Origin of the sequence: Sphingobium indicum BiD32, assembly GCF_000382885.1 — a bacterium.
In the GTDB taxonomy this organism is placed as follows: Bacteria; Pseudomonadota; Alphaproteobacteria; order Sphingomonadales; family Sphingomonadaceae; genus Sphingobium; species Sphingobium japonicum_C.
On sequence record NZ_CAVK010000061.1, the window covers coordinates 1 to 19,039 of the forward strand.

Genomic DNA, 19,039 nt, shown 5'->3' on the forward strand with positions numbered 1-19,039 from the left:
CTACACTAGATCGCTCGTCGGCAGCGTCAGATGTGTATAAGAGACAGGGCTCACGCCGGCCCTCGCCGACTGGCTGCGCGACGAGACCGGCGACACGCATCGCGGCAACGATGTCGCGGCCCTCAACCCCGGCTACTCCTGCTGGTCGGGCGAGTTCTCCATCGTGCAGAGCGGCGTGGACGCCGACCTGTTCGACCTCGACGCGCACCCCTAGGGTTCGCAGGCGGGCGAACTCGAGACCAGGCTCGCCCGGACCATGATCGATGCGACGCTGCATCCGGTCCCTTCGGGCTTCATCTCGGTCCTCGCCGCCGTCCCACGCGAGAACCAGCCCGTGCTGGCGATCCGGCTCAGCGGCTACACCTGCTCGATCTTCGAACTGCTCACCGCGCGGTACATGCCGACCTACCGCCCGCGCTCGCCCTGGCGCGACATCTCGAACGATGCGGTTGGCGACAGCGGAAGCGACATCATCGGTTGGCGCGAAGCGGCCGACTGGATCAGGCCGAACTGAGCACGGCGGCAGGCTCGGCGGCCGTCGGCCGCCGGCTCCTCTTTTCCTGCCGGGGTGGTCCGCTCACGCCGGTTTCGGTCTCGCCGCCCTGGGCTACGGCGGTCGCCCTTGCGTCTGGTGAGCCGGAACCCGGCTTGGCTCGATCGACGCATTCCCCTCATGCTGGCGCGTTCACCCCAAGGTACCCGGTTTGTATCACGGCATGTACTGCGCCTTGTGCGGCGCTTTCGCTCGTGGGGGCGCCATCGTCGGACGTCTTTGCCTGCCGCCTCGATCCTACTTCATGACACTGCCGGCCCGGCATTGGGCCGACTTGCGGGCGTACGATGCGATCCGGCTGCGCCAACGTTCCCGTCCGCGACAGCCCGGCATGCCAGATCTCCGCGCAAGAAACGGATTTAGCCGTAATGGCAGTTTCCGGACCTTCTCTCATCCCTGGGAGAGGGGGCGCTGATCCTGGTTCTGTGCCGTTTCGACTGAACGGGAAGGAGCAGGGGGCGGCGCATCCCGCCCTTCGCCATGCTCAGGACGGGACCGGGGCTCTATTCGCTAAGCCGCGGGTTCGCACGTGCCGCGCGGACCTGCGGCCAAGCTCACGGAGCCAGGCCTGCGGCCCGTCTCCGCCCATTCGGGTGACGAACCCGCTTGCGGGGGGATCACAGGGAGAGGTTCGTACACCCCTATTCCTCTCTTGTGTCTGCCTAGTGTGGCATGCGGGGTTGGCGGTCCGTCGAGCATGAGCGGTCCCCCCAATTTTTCCGCGCGGACGCTGGCGCGACCACTCGGAAAAATCGGTTCCCCCACTCCCCGCTGGCGCGGCGTTAACCAGGGTCCGGCCGCGGGCCGGCTTCCCGGTTAACGTGCCGGACCTCCCTGACCGCCGCATGCCGTGAGCAAGACCTCATCGCGTGGATGAGACATCCAAAAGCCATGGAGGCTCACATGACCAAGTCTTTTGCAAACTTTGCCGACCTCGCCAGCTTCATAGCCAGCGAAACCGGAACCGACGGACGCAGCCCGGCTTACGAGCACGCTTTCATCGAACATGACGAGCGCGCGAAGCTCTCGCCCGTCGACGAGACCGAGCAGCTTGAAATGCCCGATCCGGAGCAAGCCCGAGCCGCTGTCGAGATGGTGATGGCGACGCTGTTCGACGTGTTCCGCGACACTCGCCTGGAAGCTTTCGCCAGCGACCTCGCCTGGGGCTTCGTCAACAGCTTCCATGTCGTCGCGAAGCGCATCAGTGACCGCGAAGACGATGCCGCCAAGGAGCTTGGCGATCTCGCCCGCAGCTTCGACCCGAGCGAGATCTACGCCTCGCAACTCGAAGAAGCGCAACTGCTTTGCCAGACGCTCCAGGGATGCCGCGATGCGATGGAATGCATGCGCGATCACGCCGCCGAGGTTTATCGCGTGGAGACCGGACGGCCCTATTCGCCGACGCGCGGCAGCCGGGTTTCCAACGGCGTCACTGCCTCGATGATCGACGCCCGCGACTATCTTGCCGCGAGGGGGCGGGAGCGGCGCGAGCAGTTCACGCCCGAAGGCCCTGTCGTCGCATTCTCGGGCGGACAGGCCTGGGAAGATCACGAGCTGCTCTGGAAGGGCCTGGACATGATCAAGGGCCGCATTCCGGAAATGATCCTCGCCACGACCGCACAAACCAAAGGCTGCGATGCCATCGCGCAAGCCTGGGCGGCAGCACGCGGCGTCAAGGTCATCATGTTCCGCCTGGATCGCCGTCTCGGAGCCAAGGCCGCCTTCGTCCGCAACGACCGCTTACTCGCCCTGAAGCCGGTGGAGGCCGTCGTCTGCGAAGGCTCTGGCATCCAGATGAATCTCGCCCAGAAGCTGCGGCAGGCGGGCGTTCCGCTCCACGTCGTGAAGCTCGACCAGCAGCGCAACACGGCTCCGGGCACCCAGCGCATGGCGCACAGGGCCTGACCTGAGTGCATCGACGAGAGGCTCCGGCACCCGCCGGGGCCTCTCCTCTCCTTTTTGCGCGGCGCACGCGGTGGGCGGGGGCATCGAACCCCCGCCCACCGCCGAGGCTGCTGGCCCGCGACCCGGCCGGTGCCGCCGCATCGGGAGCCGAGGAAAGAGGGGGAACAAAAGCGGCTTGCCCAAGGAGTAAAAGACCATGTCCGTCCTCTTCCGCATCGCTGTTCCCGCCGATGATGCAACCGATCCGCACGCAGTCATCACCGCCCGCCAGCTCGCCGGCTTCCGTCGCTTTCTGCGCGCCGAGGGCGAGCGGATCGGCGTCGACCTCATGGAGCCCGACGAATATCTTGGCGACAGCTTCGAGGTGCGTGTCTGTCCTCTGGCGCTCGCCGCGGTGACGGGCCAGTTTGACCATGATCCAGCCATCATCACCGTGGTCGAAGAGGCCCAGTTCAGGGGCCGCCGCATCGCCATCCATCATAGCGCCGGCGATGCGGAAATCCGGATGCGGGTTGCCCTGACATCGGACTGCGGTCTCGAGCTCGATCTTGCCTATGGCAATGCCTATGCGTTGCTCGAAGCACTCGACATCGAGGCCGAAAGCGTCGGCGATATCGCTCTTGCAACCCTCCGCGAGCGGCTCGCCGATCCGGCGACGCCGGCCCGCGCGGCCGAACGACGCGTCGAGCACTATCTTCCCCGACTGGAGCGCCTCGTTGCCAGCGCCAGTGTCAGCGACGAGGCGCGGCTCGTCTGGGCTTGATCCCAAGACTAAGGACCGCAAATAGTCAGCAGGACCCTTGCGCCGGCATCTTTGTTGCGGACCCGAGCACGGTGTCGATCGCCATCTGCAGATGGCCTGCCGCGATGTCCTCACCCAGCGTGTCGAGCAGTGGCATGACCTTTCGCATGAGCACGATCGCGAGCGCACGCGTGGCTGTCTGGTCAGCCTTTGGCCGGTTGTCGACGTCCTCGAGCATTCATCCCTCCGGAGCGTGTCGTGATGCCCATGCAGGGGTTCGGGGGACATGCTGAACCCGGAAACTCCCGCGCGCTGGGCGCGGGAGCCGGGGCTCGAAAACACAGTCGAAACAGTGCGCCTACGCTTTTAGTACCGGGGTACCTGGACATATGCGCAGGCACCCCGGCGTGAACCTCACACCGAGTGCCGTTATCGACAGGGTTTTCGAGCCCCGGCGCCACCGTTTTCGCAGCGCGCTTCAGCCCTATCACAGCCATCCATCCGCACCAAGCCGAACAGGATACGCAACATTATCGCGGGCACCCGATATAGTGGTGAAGACTGCCGAAGGGGCGGCGATTGGCGACAGGGACGCCTCGCTCGCGTGCCGCGCAGACCCTTCGGTCCGCACGCCGCTACGCCTCGCGTCGGACGCATCCCCGAGAGGAAAAATCTCTCACAGCCTTCCCATGTTGTCGGGCGAACGAGGCCGCCTCAAGGACGGCGGGGCCCCACCATTTTCTTCGGCGGGTCGAGCGGTGGTGCCAAGCAATCGGCGGTGGTGGCCGCCGAAGAAAATCGTGACCCCCGCCGCCGCTGACGCGGTCGCCGGCAAGCCGGCGATCCTTGACCCGGCCTCGCCCGCCCGACGCGCCTGACCCTGTCATTCAAGACAGCCAGGAGGCCAACATGCAGACCATCACGAACCCCGCCGCCGCCGATCACGCAGCCTACTTCGCCGCCGTCGCATGCGCCGAGCGCCGAGCGCTCCACAGCTACTTCGACCAGCACGTCATCCAGGACGGTGAGCTTGGCTATCTCGCCATCGACGAAGGTGATTATGGCGCGCTGACGCCGGGCATGATCGACCGGATCGTCTACACCGCGCAGGGCGGGGTGCTCGACGAATATTGAACGACAGAAGGGAGGGGCGCGGCGTCGCCTCTCCCCTTTTTTGTTGTGAGGATGGAGACGGACATGGGGGGCATCGAACCCCCCATGTCCGTACCGCGAGTTGCCTCGCGGCGGGGGCTTGTCACGCAGTCAGGCGTTTTTCCACTTCCTCGATTCCGAGGCTGCGAATGCGCGCCAGCAGTGCATTCAACCGCTTTGCGTCCAGCTTGAGCAGACCAGCCCTTTCGACAGCCTGAACCGCTGCATCGCGTTCCTTTTCTTCCAACCGTTGCCGCCGCTCTTCGAGCTTGCGGGCGTCCTCCGCTAACGCTGCTCTTTCCTGTTCCAATGTGCGTGCCATGAAGGGCCTCTTGGTTCACGCTGATCGGGCTATGAACCTGTTCGTTATAAGGCAGGTTTGCCGCACTGGAAGCGCAAGTTCGCGTATCGGTCATCAACGGCCCAGCTATCGTTGCCTGAGGACCGCCTTCCGTCTGCTCCGCCGCCCGAGCGATCGCTTCACGCTCAATCGCGCTCGAAAGCTTCCGTCCACTGGACGGCCTGGCGCCCCGCCGGCGGCGATATCCCATCCATATCGACCGCGTCACATGACGCCCCTGGGACTGGATCAGCCCTGGTGCAGAGAAGCACACCGAACGCACCAAGGTGCATGGGGTTCTGAAACAATTCCAGATACTTACAGCGATCTGATTGCGTATGCGGCTGTGGGACAGCTTTTCGGGGCCTCCGAGACCCGCGGATTTCTGCCATTCCAGCGTGTTACGCGAGAACACATGGTTTCAATGCCACCCGATTTTCTTGCCCTGGTCTTCGAACTCATCTATAAATAGCAACGGTTTCTGAGACCCCGCCAGCCTCCCTGCTAGGAGGCTTGGTTTGACTTCCCCCTACAAGCATTGCTCGATCCGCCTCGACCGCGGCAAATATGATCGCGTCGTAGCGCTCGCCGCGGAGCGCGGATGCACGCCGTCCGACCTGCTCCGGCTGGCCGTCGACGGGTTCCTTTCGGCGGGCCAGTTGCTGAGCTCCAGCCATCGCCGGATCGCCCGCATCAGCGAGTTTCAGCAGCTCGCCCTCGATATCATCATCCGCGAGCAGTTTCCCGAATATCGCGACCGCATCATCGCGGAAACCGACAAGCGCCTGGAGCAATATCATGGCGCGTGAGGACATCCGCAGCGACGGCCGACCCGTCCCTTTGACCCACCACAGCGCGCGCGGCCGCGTGCAGCGCAATGCCGGCAATTTCACCCGCGGCAGCCAGCTTCTCACCCACGAGATGATGATGTGGTTCTCGGGCGCCAAGCTGCCCTTCATGCTCTGGTTCTTCGCCTTCGTTGGCGCCTGGTTCATCATCATGTCGCTCAAGCTCGACGAGCACGGTTTCCAGCTCGTCTGCATGAAGATCTATGCGACGCTCTGGAACTGGATCGACCTCAATCCGAACAAGCGCGTCAACGTCACGCTGCCAAGCGGCGAGATCATGCGGACCGTGATGCAGGCGGTCCCCTATATCCCCGAGGTCATCAAGGCGTGGTCCGTGGCGATGCGCGGTCTCCTGGGTGCCTTTCTCATCTCGATCTTCATCACCATTCCCGTGGCCATATGGTTCGTGGACCTGTCCCACCGGCGCGGTCGTTCGATCCTTCAGGAACGACACGAGCGCGGCGCCATGCTGGTCGACCGCAGCGTGCTCCTTACCGAGATCAACGAACACAACCGCGCGAAGTTCGAAGAGGAAGCCGCCGAGTTCCTTCCTGGCATGTCCTCGCGGCAAGTCCTCGCGCTGCCGTTTCGCGCGCGGAAGGAAGCCGGCATCCATCATCCCTACACACTTGCCGGGATCCCGTTCCCGCATCGCACCGAGCAATCCCACGTCATGCTCATTGGCACGACCGGCTCGGGCAAGACGACCGAGCTCAGGAGTCTCGTCACCCAGATGCGCGAGCGCCAGGACACGGCCGTCATCTTTGATCTCACCGGCGCATATGTCGAAGCCTTCTACGATCCCTCACGCGACACGATCCTCAATCCCATGGACCAGCGCTGCCCGGCCTGGTCGATCTTCAACGACTGCCGCACGCACAGCGAGTTCACCGCCGCCGCCGCAGCCTTGATCCCGTCGGATGGCGGCTCTTCCGAACCCTTCTGGGCGCTGGCCGCGCGCACCCTCTTCATCGAGATGTGCGTCCGGTTGCAGGAGCGTGGCCAGACGTCCAACCTTGCCCTCTCCGAGAACCTGATGACGGCGGACCTGAAGCGCGTTCACCGTTTCCTCGCCAACACCATCGCCGATCCGCTGACCGCTCCGGAAGCTGCGCGCATGGCGGAATCGATCCGCGCCGTCTTCAACACCAATGCGCAGGTGCTGCGCTTCCTTCCAGACGAGGGCGAACCCTTCTCGATCCGCGACTGGATCACGCGGGACAAGAAGCCCGGATCGATCCTGTTCGTCACATCGAGCTATGTCGATCTGCCGATGAACCGGGCGCTGCTCACGCTGTGGATGGATCTTGCGATCAACCGACTGATGACCTTGCCGCGCACCCGTTCGCTGCGCACCTGGTTCATGTTCGACGAGCTCGGCGCACTGCATCGTCTGCCGGCGATCGAGAATGGCCTCCAGACGGCGCGCGCGTTCGGCGGCGCCATGATCCTCGGCATCCACAGCTTCGAGAAGCTGGTCGAGGTCTATGGCGAACAGGGAGGCCGAAATCTCGCCTCGCTCGCCCGCTCCAAACTCATCCTCGCGACCGCAGACCTCGACACCGCCGAGCAGTGCGCACGATACATCGGCAACCGCGAAGTCCGTCAGATGGATGAAGCCTATTCCTATGGCTACAACAACACCCGCGACGCCTCGACGCTGACACCGCGCAAACAGGTCGAGCCGCTCGTCATTGCCGACGACATCACCAACCTGCCCTCGATGCACGGCTTCGTGAAATTCCCCGACGGCTTCCCGGCTGCGCGGATCCTGCTCGAGTGGAAGGACTATCCACAGATCGCCCAGGGCTTCGTCCAAAGGCCCGATGTCGGACCGGTGCGATCAAGGCGCGGAGAGGAGGTGTTCGAGGAGGATGAGGCGGGGGAAGCCGGCGGACGGGACGGCGCAAACCAGGTCGTGGAGGAGGTGTCCGAAACCGGCAATGTCGCGAAGGATCTCGCAGCGCGCATCCTCTCGGCCGAGGTCGAGGAGGAGACCGAGGCAACGGCCGAGAGGGCGGGACAGCGCGCCGATGATCGCGGTGACCAGCCCGCCCCGCAGACCCACGCGGCCGACCGTGCACAGGCCGCGCGTTCGCCCGGCGAGGAGCAGACCGTCTCCGGCCGCGACCGCGATGATCGGCGCGATGGTCGCCACGCGCCAACGGCTGGCCCCCAGGTCGAGGATCAGACGCTTGCAGAGTTGCGCCAGGATTTCTCATCGGGTCGCGACCATGACGGCATGGACATGGGGATCTGATGCTCTCGGTCGCCGGCGTCCGCTCCGCTTCCGGTGCCGCGAACTATTTCGCGAAGGACGACTATTACACGGTCGAGGGTTCGTCCGAGATCAGCGCTTGGGGAGGGGAGGGGGCTGACGCGATCGGGCTTGCCGGCGAGGTGTCCAAGGACGCCTTCGAAGGCGTTCTGAACGGTATCCTGCCGAGCGGCGAAGCCGTCGCCCAGGTCGAAAACCGGCGCGCTGGCTATGATCTCACCTTCTCCATGCCGAAGTCCGCCTCGGTCATGGCCTATGTCGCCGACGACAAGCGCGTGCTCGGCGCCAACATGGCCGCGGTCAAGGCCACTATGGCCTGGGTCGAAAAGAACCTCGCCGAAGGGCGGCGCGACGTCGAAGGCCGCAAGGTTCCGGTCCAGACCGGCAATCTCGTCTACGCCCTCTTCCAGCACGATACGAGCCGGGCGCTCGACCCGCAGGCTCATATCCACGCGGTCATCGCCAACCTGACGCGCATGCCGGACGGCAAATGGCAGGCGCTCCATGCCGACAAGATCTGGAGCCACAACAGCATCATCGGCTCGATCTATCATGCGTACCTGCGTTCCGAACTGGAGCGGATCGGCTACCAGATCGACCTGAAAGGCAAGCACGGCACCTTCGAAATTACCGGCGTGCCCAAAGCAGTGATCGAGGAATATAGTCAGCGGCGCGAGGAGATCCTCGATCGCGCGACGAAGCTCGGCATCAAGTCGCCCGAAGGCCTGCGAGAAATCACCAAGCGCTCGCGTGATCCCAAGCTCGACGTGGAGGATCGCGCTGCGCTCAAACAGGACTGGATCGACCGCGCGGCGGCACTCGGCTTCGACGGAAAGGATCTCGCCGCCGCGGCAGAGGCGCGTGCGGGACTGGCGCCGCCCGAAGGTGCCCTCGAACGCGGCTACCGGGCAATCGCGGATGCCATTGATGGTGCCCGGACAAGGCTCGGCAGCTTGGCCCGCCCTCGCGATCCCCTTGTCGACAATGCTCTTGTCCGTGCCGTCAAATCGCCCGGCGAAGCGCGCGCGCAGCTCGCGGTCGCATCGGCGGTGCGGATCCTGTCGGAGCGCGAAGCGGCCTGGCCGGTCCATCTGCTCTCCAAGACAGCGATCGATCTCGGACTCAAGGGTGTCACCGTCGACATGATCGAACGGCGGATCGACCGGTTGGTCCAGAACCGCCAGCTCATACCCGGCGTTGCGACGGCAGCGGACAGAACCGGCCGGATGGTGACGACACAGGAGGCCCTGCGCACCGAAGAGAAAATTCTTGGCGCCGTCGAAGAGGGGAAGAGCAAGGCCGAGCCGCTGCTACCGCATGCAGATGCGCCCCAGCGGTTGCAGGATGCCGCGACGCGCGCCCTCAATCCCGGCCAGCTGGCCGCCGCGACGATGATCCTCTCCTCGGCTGATCGCACCGTGTCGGTCCAGGGTGTCGCCGGCGCCGGTAAATCGACCATGTTGCAGGCGGTCGCGCGCGTGGCGGAAGCCGAAGGCCGGACTGTCACCGGCCTCGCCTTCCAGAACAAGATGGTGGCAGACCTTGCCGAGGGCGCGGGTATCAAGGCCCAGACGATTGCCTCCTTCGTGCTCGCCAATGAACGTTTCATCGCTGAGCGCGACACGCCTCGCTATCAAGAGGCCCGCGAAAAGTTCGGCGGCACCATGGTCATCGTGGACGAGACCTCGATGGTGTCGTCCAGCGATATGCTGAAGCTGCATCAGATCAGCAGCGCGCTTGGGCTCGACAAACTTGTGCTGGTCGGCGACCGCCAGCAGCTATCCTCGATCGATGCCGGCAAGGCCTTCGCCATGATCCAGGCGGGCGGCGGTACCCTGGCGCGTATGGACCAGAATATCCGCCAACGGACCGACAAGCTCCGTACCGTCGCGGCTCTCGCCAACGTCGGCAGGGCGAGCGCGGCGATGAAGGTGCTCGGGGACCGCGTCGTCGAGACGGCGGAACCGGCGGCTGCCGCGGCCGATATGTGGCTCGCGCTTTCGGAGCCGGAGCGTGGGGTGACTGCCGTCTTCGCCTCGGGCCGCGACGCGCGCGCCGTCATCAATCAGCGCATCCAGGACGGCCTCGTCGCTGAAGGCGGCGTCAAGGGCGAGGCTATTCATCTGACGGTCTACGAGCGCGTCAACACGACGCGCGAGGAGCTGCGCTACGCCTCGACCTATCGGGCTGGCCAAACACTCGAGGTCGGGAGGGGCGGCGCGCAGGACGTCGGTCTCGCCGGCGGACGTTATGATGTGCTGAAGGTCCATGCGGGCGGTAAGGTCGAACTGGCCGACGGACGTCGCAAGATCCGGTTCGATCCCCAGAAACTCTCACCGACCGAGCAGCGTGATCGGCTACAGCTCTCCGAAAAGAAGACGCTCCAGCTGCGCGAAGGCGATCGTATCCGCTGGACCGCCAACGACAAGGAGCGGGGCCTTCACAACGCGGCTCTCGCGCGGGTCCTAGCCGTGGATGCGTCCGGCGTGACGGTTGAGACTGCAGACAAGGGCCGGCTGACGCTAGGGCTCGGTGATCCCATGCTGTCCCGCCTCGACCTTGCCTACAGCCTCAACATGCACATGGCGCAAGGAATCACCACCGACAAGGCGATCACGGTCATGTCGGCGCATGAGCGCAACCTCTCGAACCAGCGCCTTTTCAACGTCGGCGTGACCCGCGTGCGCGACGAGCTCACGATAATGGTCGACGATCGGGAGAAACTCGAGCGCCAGCTCGACATGAACCCGGGTAACAAGACCTCCGCGCTGGAGACGCTGGGTTGGCTCGACATCGACGGCAGGAAGGGCCCCAGCGCCCAGCCGCGCGAGAAATTCGATCCCGGACCAATCGATGGCATCGACCTTTCGGATCTCCCACCGCTACCGAGCGACTTGCCGCCCCTGCCGACCGGTCCAGCCACGGGCCCGGCAGCGAAGGATCCGAAAGCACCGCCTGATCTGAAGCCCGAACGGGCCGATCCGCTGCCGCCGCTTCCCGAGCGCAGCTTGGGACTCGATTTGTGACGTGACTGCCGCCGGCGTGGTGCCGGGGCGAAATGAAGGAGATGAACGATGGGTTGGGAATTCGAAGAAGCCGGAAAGTTCGGCAGCGAACGGGCGGCCGAAGACTATGCCAAGCGCAACAATATCGATCCGCGAGACGTGCAAATCACCCGCAAGGGCGAGGAGGTCGAGCTCAATATCCGCCGGTCGGCGCTCGATGGCCGCAATCTGCGTGACAATGGCGAGGGCCGCCGGGATGGCTGGCGCTGATGACCTTCATCGTTTCGGCCTTCGCGATACTGGTGCACACGTCCGATCTGCTGGGAGAACAGGGTCCACAGCGGGTCTCATGGGCGTACGGATACTGAAAAAAGATCAGTGGACGCTAAGGGCCCATATTGCCTGGGTGCCCAGCGTTATGGACAGCAACACCAGCCCGACCAAGGTGCGAAGCTGCGATTGTGAGAGGCGGCGTTTATGCGCGTCCGGTGCTGAGAGAATGTACATGCGTTACTGCGCCCTTTCTCGATTTCCGCAGCTTCGGCTGTTCGCGCGTGTGGACCTATCCGCAATACTACGCAGTGAGTTGTCCAAAGGTCGTGGTGCCGGACAGTCCGTTGATGGTCAGGCCAGAAGCTCCGTGCCAATCTGATGGATGGCGCGCCCGCTTTTTTCGAAGCTGGAGATGTTGCGGATCGTGGTCTCCGCGATGGCCCAGAGCGCTTCGCGTGTAAAAAACCCCTGATGGCCTGTGATCAAGACATTGGGGAATGTCAAAAGACGAGCGAAGACGTCATCCTGCAGCATGCTTTCCGACAAGTCCCTGAAAAAGAGGTCTCCCTCCTCCTCATAGACATCGAGCCCCAAGGCCCCGATGCGCTCTGACTTCAGGCCGGCAATGACGGCTCTCGTATCCACGACAGCTCCCCGGCTCGTGTTGATCAGCATGGTTCCCTTGCGGATCAGCTGAAGCGCGTCGTCGTTGATCAGATGGTGCGTTTGGGGTGTCAGGGGACAATGAATGGTTATGATGTCCGACTGTTGCAGCAGCTCTGCGAGCGGGACATATTCTATGCCCAACTGCCGGAGTTTTGCATCGGGGGCCGGATCGAAAGCCAAAAGCCGACAACCGAACCCTTGAAGGATGCGCGCCACCGCCGCGCCAATCCTGCCAGTTCCAACGATGCCAACGGTTCGCGCGCTGAGATTGAACCCGAGCAAGCCATCCAGAGCGAAGTTGCCTTCGCGAACCCGGACATAGGCCCGGTGCAACTTTCGGTTGAGTGAGAGGATCAGCGCGACAGTGTGCTCGGCGATCGCTTCCGGCGAATAGGCCGGGACACGCGCGACCGCGATCCCAAGCGCTTCGGCCGCTTTGAGGTCGACGTGGTTGAAGCCAGCGCTTCGCAACGCAACCAATCGCGTTCCATGACCACGAAGCGCCGCGAGCACTGTGTGATCGAGGCGGTCATTGACGAAGGCGCAGATCGCGTCAGCTCCTGCGGCTAACGCTACGGTCTGTTCTGAAAGGCCAGCTTCGAGATATCGCAATATATGCGCATGACCGTCTGCCGCATTTGCCAGATCGAGGAACTCTCGATCATAACTCCGGGTGCTGAATACCGCGACCTCCACCTTCTTGCTTCTCCTCGCTCGGGCGCCGAACGGCGGGCCGGTCCAAGTATGATCAGCTCATGCAGCACCTTGCATGCAACGACCCGGGGGTGTCGGCAGCCAACCGATCCGGATCTCATGTGCAGCCGAAAGTATGTCTGCAGCAGCGTTCCCTCTATCCGGAAACTTACTGAGGTTGCGGCCTGTTCGTGCAGGAGGCGCTGTCTAGTGTTAGCGCGCTGCGAAAGGAATCCGCAGGTGGTGCTTGCGATCCCCTGGGTCCGGTCTCGTGCCGCGTCCAGGGGAATGCCGATTGGCCGTTCGGAGAGGCATGCTTGGTTGGCCCCGGAACTTTTGTTGGCTCCGCAGGATGAGAATTGATAAAAACCCTCTGGAAAGGGGAGATCCCAGCCAAGTGCTGCCTCCTGTGAAAGATCGTTTGGGGGCAGGGCCATAATTGATGCGGAACGGCAATCCGGAACAATGGGGGATCTCTCGGCGACGACGTTCATCGAGCAATCCATTCTCCGCCAGTTCCTGACCGCGGTTCTTGCCGGGATCGCCATTGCGATCATTGCCGTCCTGACGCGCGAGCAGCTCGCCGAACATGTCGATGTACGTGTGCACTATTTCGTGAATCTGGGCGTGGCGACCATGGTACTGGTCGCATTGCGACCTGGCATTGTTGTTATTTCGAGTGTGGCGGTTACTACGCTTATAACGCTTATCGTGGTGGATGGCTGGCCTGACACCGTCAGTCAATTGCTCGCTGTCGGCCTATTTCTAGCTGGTATGATCCTGCTTTGGCAAAACCATTGCCAAACTGCTTTGGCGGCCCGTCGGCTTGCGGACAGGACGGCTATATTGGCCGAGGAGTTGAACCTTCTGATCGATGGTGCCGAGGGCTATGCGATCTATATGCTCGACCCCGAGGGGAAGGTGACGATCTGGAACCAGGGGGCCGAACGCCTGAATGGCTGGACCGCCGCAGAGATGGTCGGCAGGCCGATGGAGCTCTTCTATCCAACCGATGCGGTCGCGGCAGGCAAACCCAAGTCTTTCCTGGCGCAGGCCGCGGAGAAGGGCAAGATCGAGGTTGACGACTGGCAGGTGCGCAAGGACGGTAGCGAGTTCCTCGCCGGCATCTCCATCACGGCCTTAAAGGAAGCGGGTGACGCACTGCGAGGTTTTGCAACGATCGTCCACGACATCACCGACCAGCGCGCGCTGGAAAGCTCATTGCGAAACAGCGAAGCTCACCTCCGTTCTATCCTCTCGACGGTGCCAGATGCGATGATCGTCATCGACGAGCGCGGGGTGATCATATCCTTCAGCGCGGCCGCTGAGCGCCTGTTCCAATATACACAAGCCGAAGTAACCGGATCCAATGTCAGCATACTCATGCCGTCACCGGATCGCGAACGTCACGATGGCTACCTCTCCCGCTATCTGAGCACCGGGGAACGGCATATCATCGGGATCGGCCGCGTCGTTTTCGCAATGCGCAAGGATGGCTCGACATTCCCGATGGAACTGTCCGTTGGCGAGGCTATGGGCGAAGAGCAGCGGCTCTTCACGGGCTTCATTCGCGATCTTACAGATCGCCAGCGCACCCAGGAGAAGCTTGAGGAGCTTCAGTCCGAACTGATTCATGTCGCACGGGTAAGCGCGATGGGGACCATGGCCTCGACCCTTGCACATGAGTTGAACCAACCGATCACAGCGGTCGCAAATTATGTGGAAGCCATTCGGGATCTGCTGGCCGATCCTGACCCTGAGGATTTCCCTGAAATCCATGAGGCGCTCGGAGACGCAGCTAGGGAGGCGATGCGGGCAGGCCATATCGTGCGCCGACTGCGTGATTTTGTCGCAAGGGGCGAGATTGAGAAGACCGTCGAGAGCTTACCCAACCTCATCAATGAAGCCGCGGCGTTTGGATTGTTGGGCGCGAACGAAAAATCTATCCAAACAAGAATGGATATCGATCATGAGGCTGCAAGTGTTTTCGTCGATAAAATCCAGATACAGCAGGTCCTGGTGAACCTGATCCGCAACGCGGTTGATGCCATGGGCCAATCTGCTCAGCGCTTGCTCACAATCCGTACGCTACCCGACCAACATGGCTTCGTACGGGTTACTGTCGCTGACACGGGGCCCGGCGTGGTGCCTGAGGTTGCTGCGCAGCTCTTCACGGCTTTCGTCAGCACAAAATCGGAGGGCATGGGGCTGGGCCTCTCCATTTGTCGCACTATCGTGGAAGCTAATGGTGGCCGAATCTGGATGGAACCTCCGGGCGGGAGCGGCGGCACGCAATTCCATTTCACTTTGGTAAGGGCGGAGGCGGAGAACCCTGATGGAAGATAAGCGTGTCATTCACATAGTCGACGATGAGGAGGCCATTCGTCGTTCGGCTGGTTTCATGCTGAAGAAATCGGGGTTTGCCGTAACGCCGTGGGTTTCTGGCGTGGAATTCCTGAAGCATGTCAAGAAGGCCGAGCAAGGCTGTATCCTTCTTGATGTCCGCATGCCCGAGATGGACGGCCTCGAGGTTCAGCAGGAGCTTAGCGAGCGCGGTGTTTCCATGCCGGTTGTCGTATTGACCGGCCATGGCGACGTCTCGATTGCGGTGCGTGCCATGAAGGCGGGTGCTGTGGATTTCATCGAAAAGCCGTTCGAGAAAGCAGTTTTGCTGAATGCGATCGAAAGTGCCTTCGAGCGTCTGGCTGACACCGAAGGACGCGCCAGCCGCGCCGCCGATGCGGCAATCCTCGTCGCCGGGCTTTCGGCACGAGAGCAGGATGTGCTCAAGGGACTGGCACAGGGGCTGCCCAACAAAACCATAGCCTATGATTTGGGAATTTCGCCCCGAACGGTCGAAGTTCACCGCGCGAACCTGATGGCGAAACTAGGCGTTCGTAGCCTGTCGGAAGCGCTCCGGATAGCCTTTGCGGCAAGCGTTGCCGATTGAGGATCAGGAGACTTACGTAACGACCCTGCCAGGAATTGCTGACATTGCCAATGGGCCAGCAATGCTGCTGGGTTCGATGGTGCGACATGGCAGGCGAAATTATTGCATCTCCATCTCCAGAACGCCCCCGACTTCTCCTGGTCGAGGACGACGCCGGTGTGCGGCGATCCTTGCAGCTTCTATTGCGAGCACGAGGTTTCGATGTCCGCGCCTATGCGACGGCCGGGGCGTTGCTGGCCGACCCACTGGCTCAGGATGCCTGTTGCGTGGTGGCCGACTACAGGCTGGAGGAGACCGATGGGATCGAAGTGTTGTCCCGGCTACGAGCAGAAGGGTGGTCGGGGCCTGCGGTTCTGATCACAGCTTTCCCGTCAGCGGATCTCAGCGAAAGGGCTTTGGCGCATGGCTTCAGTCGGGTTCTCGAAAAGCCCTTTCGCGAACATGCACTTGGCGATGCCGTGGCGCAGTTGACCGGCACGAGTGAAGCACATTCCCTGTCGTGACCGGGGAGTTCGCTGTGCGCGCAATCTTCACGCTGGTTTGCCTCGTCGCCCTTTCGGCCGTTGGCGGAACAAATATGCCGGAGCGAGCGAAAGCCGGGGTGGATGCGCTCCAGCCAGGAGACAGCGCTGCGACACGCGGGCTCGCTTTTGCTGGGATGTACTGTTCGGCTTGCCACGCCGTGAACACCGGTAATTCGCGCGAGCCCGCAGCGCCGCCCTTCGAGGCTGTGGTCAACGTGCCCGGGCTGACTGCTGAAACACTCAAGTCCTGGTTGAGGGACTCGCACAATTATCCGGAGGTCATGAATTTCGAGATCGCAGCCGCGCAAATAGACGATCTTTCCTCCTACATGCTGACCCTACAGCACCCGGATTACCGGCCTCCGATCCAGTAGTGCTTCCTCGCAACCTGCTGTCATGAAGCAGAGGCGGTAAGGCCTGCCAAGTTCGACCGGGAAGGCGTAACCTTGGGGGGTCTGGTTCAAAGCACTTCAGGGTTAGACTGCAGGGCGCGCCATTCTTTGGTTTTCTTTACTGCCATCACGCCCGAAGCATCGATGACCTGGATATAGCGGATGACCGTTACGATGAGCATGCGGTGCGTGCATGGTCAGGCCTCATCTAGATGAGGCCGTGGGCGCCGGCCATGGCGCCCCCTGTGGCGATCAGGGAAGCAAGAAGCAGAATCCGATGCATGCGCTCCATGCGCGCAAAGTCGCGCTCCGGGGTGCGGCTTTGCGCCATCCGCCTGTGCAGGAAGAGCGGTTCGGCAACGTAGAGCATCGCTGCAAAAATTGCCCAGACCGCTACCATCGCGTGCATCCACCAGAAGCGAAGGTCGGAAAAGCGATACCAGAGATCGGCGCGATAAATCATCCAGAGACCGGAAAGACCGGCAAGCCCGACCCACAACCGGGCCTGCCAGGCGAATCCTGCTTCGAACCGATGGAATGCTGCGAGCCGTTCACCCGGAGCGTTGTTCCGGCGGATCGCCGGCATCAGGACGGTGGTGACGAACGCAACCCCTCCGATCCAGGGCACGATGGCGAGTATGTGGAGAACACGCGCCAAGGTGAAATCGTCCATCACCACCTCCTCTCAGAAGCAGATCATGCCTGCCTTCAAGCTGCCAGAAGTTCGTCGGCAGGACCGAAGAACTCATAATGGATACGGTCGTTGGCGACACCATTCAGTGACAGCGCAGCGACCAATGCCCGGAGAAACGGCCGTGGTCCGCACAGAAAATAATCGGCTTCATCGACAGGTGTGTTTGCCGTCAGCCACTCGGCATCGATAAGGCCGGCGACATCATAGTCATGTTCAGCGACATCGGCTGCGCGCGGTGCCTGGTAGAAGATCGTGGTGCGGCCATTGTGATGTCGTTCGGTGAGCGCGCGGATATGGGCGCCCATGGCATGCGTCGTGCCGTCGAGGGTCCCATGTGCGAAGTGCACCGCAACGTCTGGATGCTTGGCAACGATATGCTCGAGCATGGATACCATGGGTGTGAGGCCCACGCCTCCCGAAAGCAGAACCACCGGACGTTCGGGCCGTTCCGCGAGGAAGAATTCACCGGCAGGCGGAGCGACCTTGAGCAGAGTTCCGGACTTTGCTTCGTCATGGAGCCAACCCGATGCCAGCCCTTGGGGTTCGCGCTTCACGGAGATGCGGTAGGTCTTGCCGTTGGGGGCATCCGAGATCGAATAGTTTCGTTTGATCGGCGGATGTCCGGGGATTTCGAGCCAGAAGGTCAGATATTGACCCGGCTTGTGCCGGATGACGGAACCGCCGTCCTTGGGGCGGAGCGTAAAAGAGGTGATGATCTCGCTCTCGCGCCGGACGTCATCGATGATGAAATCCCTCCAGCCGCTCCAGCCGCCATCCGCAGAAGCAAGATCACGATAGATATGTCCTTCGCGAGCGATCAGGATGTTTGCTAGGAACCAATAGGCTTCGCCCCAGGCAGCCAGGATTTCGTCGGTTGCTGCGTCGCCCAGCACCGCCTTGATCGCGCCGAGTAATGCTTCGGCGACATGCGGATAATGTTCCGGAAGAATCTGCAGACCGACGTGTTTTTGCGCGATCCGCTCGACGGCCGGTGCAAGGGCACCGAGGTTGTCGATGTTGCTGGCATAGGCGAGGATGGCCCCGGTCAACGCTCTGGGCTGTGACCCGCTATCGCCATGATGCGATTGATTGAAGAGATCCCGAATCTCTTCATTCTGGAACATCCGGGAATACATTTCATGGACAATGTCGAGCCCATGCGCCTCGAGCGCGGGAACGGTGGCTTTGACGAGCGAAATGGTCTCGCCGCTCAAGGTCTGCGACATCAAAATCTCCTGCTGGTATGAAAAAGGACCCTGATATATTTTTCAGAGGCTGGGTGGTTCGTGATAGAAATCGACCTGCATGCGCATCGGGCCGAGCGCGGTGACATAGTGGACCTGTTCCGGCGCGACCAACCCCGGGGCGCCCGGGGTTAGAACCTGCTCTGCGTGCGGCTCGACATAGGTCAAATTCAATTCGCCCTCGAGCACGCGGATGATGCCCCAGACGCCTTCCTTGGTCTGGTGGTTGGCTCGTAGCGCCGCAGGAAGGGTGATTTCGTCGAAGATCGGCGTCGAGCGATAAGGCTCAGCCATGTCTGTTCCTTGCAGCAATGGACAAAAGGGGAGATGCGGGACGGTTCCTGGTCACGCAGCCGCCTTTGCTGGCGGAACGTCCGGAAGTTTGAAGAAAAGAGCGAGCTGCAGGCTCTCGGCGATCCGTGCCGCCTTCGCTTGGAGCGCGGCGGCGGCCTCGGGCTCCATCAGTTCGGCGGTCGTGCTGTTCCAGAGGCTGAGCCACCGCTCGAAAAGCTCCGGCGTAATACGCTCGCCATGTTTGCGATGGGCCGGCACGGGCTGCCCCTTGTAGCGTCCGCTGGTCAGCATGACCGACGACCAGAAGGCGGTCAGCTTCTCGAGATGCTCAGGCCAATCGTTGATCGCGTCGTTAAAGATCGGCCCCAACGCATCATCGGCGCGCACCCGGGCGTAGAAACTCTCGACGAGCTTTTCCAACCGCCTTTCGTCGATTCCTTTGATCGCAGTCACGACTCATGCTCCAATCATGCATCTGTAATGCAT

The 19,039-nt window shown here is 62.3% G+C and carries 19 protein-coding genes; 12 read left to right on the plus strand and 7 right to left on the minus strand.

Annotated features, from left to right (window positions below):
• The first annotated feature begins 256 nt into the window (after window positions 1-256).
• The 3 genes from EBBID32_RS24805 (at window position 257) to EBBID32_RS06390 (ending at window position 3,221) form a co-directional block, all read left to right on the plus strand.
• Window positions 257-514 (plus strand): hypothetical protein, encoded by a 258-nt coding sequence (locus tag EBBID32_RS24805; RefSeq protein ID WP_006952686.1) that lies wholly within the window; start codon window positions 257-259, stop codon window positions 512-514.
• A gap of 942 nt (window positions 515-1,456) precedes the next feature.
• Complete coding sequence (locus EBBID32_RS06385) at window positions 1,457-2,458, plus strand: DUF2493 domain-containing protein (RefSeq protein WP_006952687.1); 1,002 nt, start codon at window positions 1,457-1,459, stop codon at window positions 2,456-2,458.
• A 196-nt stretch (window positions 2,459-2,654) separates the two neighbouring features.
• Window positions 2,655-3,221 carry a hypothetical protein gene (locus EBBID32_RS06390; RefSeq protein ID WP_006952688.1) on the plus strand — a complete coding sequence of 189 codons (567 nt, stop codon included), beginning with the start codon at window positions 2,655-2,657 and terminating at the stop codon, window positions 3,219-3,221.
• A 25-nt stretch (window positions 3,222-3,246) separates the two neighbouring features.
• Here the strand turns inward: EBBID32_RS06390 and EBBID32_RS06395 are convergent, their stop codons facing one another.
• Window positions 3,247-3,438 carry a hypothetical protein gene (locus tag EBBID32_RS06395; protein ID WP_006952689.1) on the minus strand — a complete coding sequence of 64 codons (192 nt, stop codon included), beginning with the start codon at window positions 3,436-3,438 and terminating at the stop codon, window positions 3,247-3,249.
• Window positions 3,439-4,109: 671 nt separating this feature from the next.
• Between EBBID32_RS06395 and EBBID32_RS06400 the strand changes: the two genes are divergently transcribed.
• A complete protein-coding gene (locus tag EBBID32_RS06400) occupies window positions 4,110-4,334 on the plus strand; it encodes a hypothetical protein (RefSeq protein ID WP_006952691.1) in 225 nt (74 codons plus the stop codon).
• Window positions 4,335-4,455: 121 nt separating this feature from the next.
• On the opposite strand, the gene EBBID32_RS06405 is transcribed toward EBBID32_RS06400, so the two are convergent.
• On the minus strand, window positions 4,456-4,674 hold the full coding sequence (locus EBBID32_RS06405) for a hypothetical protein (protein ID WP_006952692.1): 219 nt from the start codon (window positions 4,672-4,674) through the stop codon (window positions 4,456-4,458).
• 536 nt (window positions 4,675-5,210) lie between these two features.
• Between EBBID32_RS06405 and EBBID32_RS06410 the strand changes: the two genes are divergently transcribed.
• Genes EBBID32_RS06410 through EBBID32_RS06425 form a run of 4 tightly spaced genes read left to right on the plus strand, consistent with a single transcriptional unit; the run spans window position 5,211 to window position 11,093 of the window.
• Window positions 5,211-5,501 carry a hypothetical protein gene (locus EBBID32_RS06410; RefSeq protein ID WP_006952693.1) on the plus strand — a complete coding sequence of 97 codons (291 nt, stop codon included), beginning with the start codon at window positions 5,211-5,213 and terminating at the stop codon, window positions 5,499-5,501.
• A complete protein-coding gene (locus EBBID32_RS06415; protein WP_006952694.1) occupies window positions 5,491-7,800 on the plus strand; it encodes a type IV secretion system DNA-binding domain-containing protein in 2,310 nt (769 codons plus the stop codon). The genes EBBID32_RS06410 and EBBID32_RS06415 overlap by 11 nt, the downstream gene beginning before the upstream one ends.
• A complete protein-coding gene (gene mobF / locus EBBID32_RS06420; protein ID WP_006952695.1) occupies window positions 7,800-10,844 on the plus strand; it encodes a MobF family relaxase in 3,045 nt (1,014 codons plus the stop codon). The genes EBBID32_RS06415 and mobF overlap by 1 nt, the downstream gene beginning before the upstream one ends.
• Window positions 10,845-10,892: 48 nt before the next feature.
• Complete coding sequence (locus EBBID32_RS06425) at window positions 10,893-11,093, plus strand: hypothetical protein (RefSeq protein WP_006952696.1); 201 nt, start codon at window positions 10,893-10,895, stop codon at window positions 11,091-11,093.
• A gap of 354 nt (window positions 11,094-11,447) precedes the next feature.
• On the opposite strand, the gene EBBID32_RS06430 is transcribed toward EBBID32_RS06425, so the two are convergent.
• Window positions 11,448-12,458, minus strand: a complete 1,011-nt coding sequence (locus EBBID32_RS06430; RefSeq protein ID WP_006952697.1) for a 2-hydroxyacid dehydrogenase — start codon at window positions 12,456-12,458, stop codon at window positions 11,448-11,450.
• Between the two features lie 462 nt (window positions 12,459-12,920).
• Here EBBID32_RS06430 and EBBID32_RS06435 point away from each other — a divergent pair, with 462 nt between their 5' ends.
• The 4 genes from EBBID32_RS06435 (at window position 12,921) to EBBID32_RS06450 (ending at window position 16,303) form a co-directional block, all read left to right on the plus strand.
• Entirely contained in the window at window positions 12,921-14,801 is a 1,881-nt protein-coding gene (locus EBBID32_RS06435; RefSeq protein ID WP_006952698.1) for a PAS domain-containing sensor histidine kinase, read from the plus strand.
• The gene (locus tag EBBID32_RS06440) at window positions 14,791-15,405 is read left to right on the plus strand and encodes a response regulator transcription factor (RefSeq protein WP_006952700.1); all 615 of its coding nucleotides are present in this window, start codon (window positions 14,791-14,793) and stop codon (window positions 15,403-15,405) included. Before EBBID32_RS06435 ends, EBBID32_RS06440 begins: the two co-directional genes overlap by 11 nt.
• A gap of 86 nt (window positions 15,406-15,491) precedes the next feature.
• On the plus strand, window positions 15,492-15,908 hold the full coding sequence (locus EBBID32_RS06445) for a response regulator transcription factor (protein ID WP_037489220.1): 417 nt from the start codon (window positions 15,492-15,494) through the stop codon (window positions 15,906-15,908).
• The gene (locus EBBID32_RS06450) at window positions 15,905-16,303 is read left to right on the plus strand and encodes a hypothetical protein (RefSeq protein WP_051093290.1); all 399 of its coding nucleotides are present in this window, start codon (window positions 15,905-15,907) and stop codon (window positions 16,301-16,303) included. The genes EBBID32_RS06445 and EBBID32_RS06450 overlap by 4 nt, the downstream gene beginning before the upstream one ends.
• A gap of 226 nt (window positions 16,304-16,529) precedes the next feature.
• Here the strand turns inward: EBBID32_RS06450 and EBBID32_RS06455 are convergent, their stop codons facing one another.
• The 4 genes from EBBID32_RS06455 to EBBID32_RS06470 are packed head-to-tail and all read right to left on the minus strand — an operon-like array spanning window position 16,530 to window position 19,006.
• Window positions 16,530-16,994: a hypothetical protein gene (locus EBBID32_RS06455; RefSeq protein ID WP_006952707.1), complete on the minus strand. Its 465-nt coding sequence runs from the start codon at window positions 16,992-16,994 to the stop codon at window positions 16,530-16,532.
• A gap of 35 nt (window positions 16,995-17,029) precedes the next feature.
• Window positions 17,030-18,241, minus strand: a complete 1,212-nt coding sequence (hmpA, locus tag EBBID32_RS06460; RefSeq protein ID WP_006952709.1) for an NO-inducible flavohemoprotein — start codon at window positions 18,239-18,241, stop codon at window positions 17,030-17,032.
• A gap of 42 nt (window positions 18,242-18,283) precedes the next feature.
• Entirely contained in the window at window positions 18,284-18,553 is a 270-nt protein-coding gene (locus EBBID32_RS06465; RefSeq protein WP_006952711.1) for a DUF1971 domain-containing protein, read from the minus strand.
• A gap of 51 nt (window positions 18,554-18,604) precedes the next feature.
• A complete protein-coding gene (locus tag EBBID32_RS06470; RefSeq protein ID WP_006952713.1) occupies window positions 18,605-19,006 on the minus strand; it encodes a group III truncated hemoglobin in 402 nt (133 codons plus the stop codon).
• Window positions 19,007-19,039: the final 33 nt, after the last annotated feature.

Bases quoted from the DNA above. Each gene is read 5' to 3' on its own strand.
- EBBID32_RS24805 (WP_006952686.1), top strand. From the start codon at position 257: ATGATCGATGCGACGCTGCATCCGGTCCCTTCGGGCTTCATCTCGGTC.
- EBBID32_RS06385 (WP_006952687.1), top strand. From the start codon at position 1,457: ATGACCAAGTCTTTTGCAAACTTTGCCGACCTCGCCAGCTTCATAGCC.
- EBBID32_RS06390 (WP_006952688.1), top strand. From the start codon at position 2,655: ATGTCCGTCCTCTTCCGCATCGCTGTTCCCGCCGATGATGCAACCGAT.
- EBBID32_RS06395 (WP_006952689.1), bottom strand. From the start codon at position 3,438: ATGCTCGAGGACGTCGACAACCGGCCAAAGGCTGACCAGACAGCCACG.
- EBBID32_RS06400 (WP_006952691.1), top strand. From the start codon at position 4,110: ATGCAGACCATCACGAACCCCGCCGCCGCCGATCACGCAGCCTACTTC.
- EBBID32_RS06405 (WP_006952692.1), bottom strand. From the start codon at position 4,674: ATGGCACGCACATTGGAACAGGAAAGAGCAGCGTTAGCGGAGGACGCC.
- EBBID32_RS06415 (WP_006952694.1), top strand. From the start codon at position 5,491: ATGGCGCGTGAGGACATCCGCAGCGACGGCCGACCCGTCCCTTTGACC.
- mobF (WP_006952695.1), top strand. From the start codon at position 7,800: ATGCTCTCGGTCGCCGGCGTCCGCTCCGCTTCCGGTGCCGCGAACTAT.
- EBBID32_RS06425 (WP_006952696.1), top strand. From the start codon at position 10,893: ATGGGTTGGGAATTCGAAGAAGCCGGAAAGTTCGGCAGCGAACGGGCG.
- EBBID32_RS06435 (WP_006952698.1), top strand. From the start codon at position 12,921: ATGGGGGATCTCTCGGCGACGACGTTCATCGAGCAATCCATTCTCCGC.
- EBBID32_RS06440 (WP_006952700.1), top strand. From the start codon at position 14,791: ATGGAAGATAAGCGTGTCATTCACATAGTCGACGATGAGGAGGCCATT.
- EBBID32_RS06445 (WP_037489220.1), top strand. From the start codon at position 15,492: ATGGCAGGCGAAATTATTGCATCTCCATCTCCAGAACGCCCCCGACTT.
- EBBID32_RS06455 (WP_006952707.1), bottom strand. From the start codon at position 16,994: ATGGACGATTTCACCTTGGCGCGTGTTCTCCACATACTCGCCATCGTG.
- hmpA (WP_006952709.1), bottom strand. From the start codon at position 18,241: ATGTCGCAGACCTTGAGCGGCGAGACCATTTCGCTCGTCAAAGCCACC.
- EBBID32_RS06465 (WP_006952711.1), bottom strand. From the start codon at position 18,553: ATGGCTGAGCCTTATCGCTCGACGCCGATCTTCGACGAAATCACCCTT.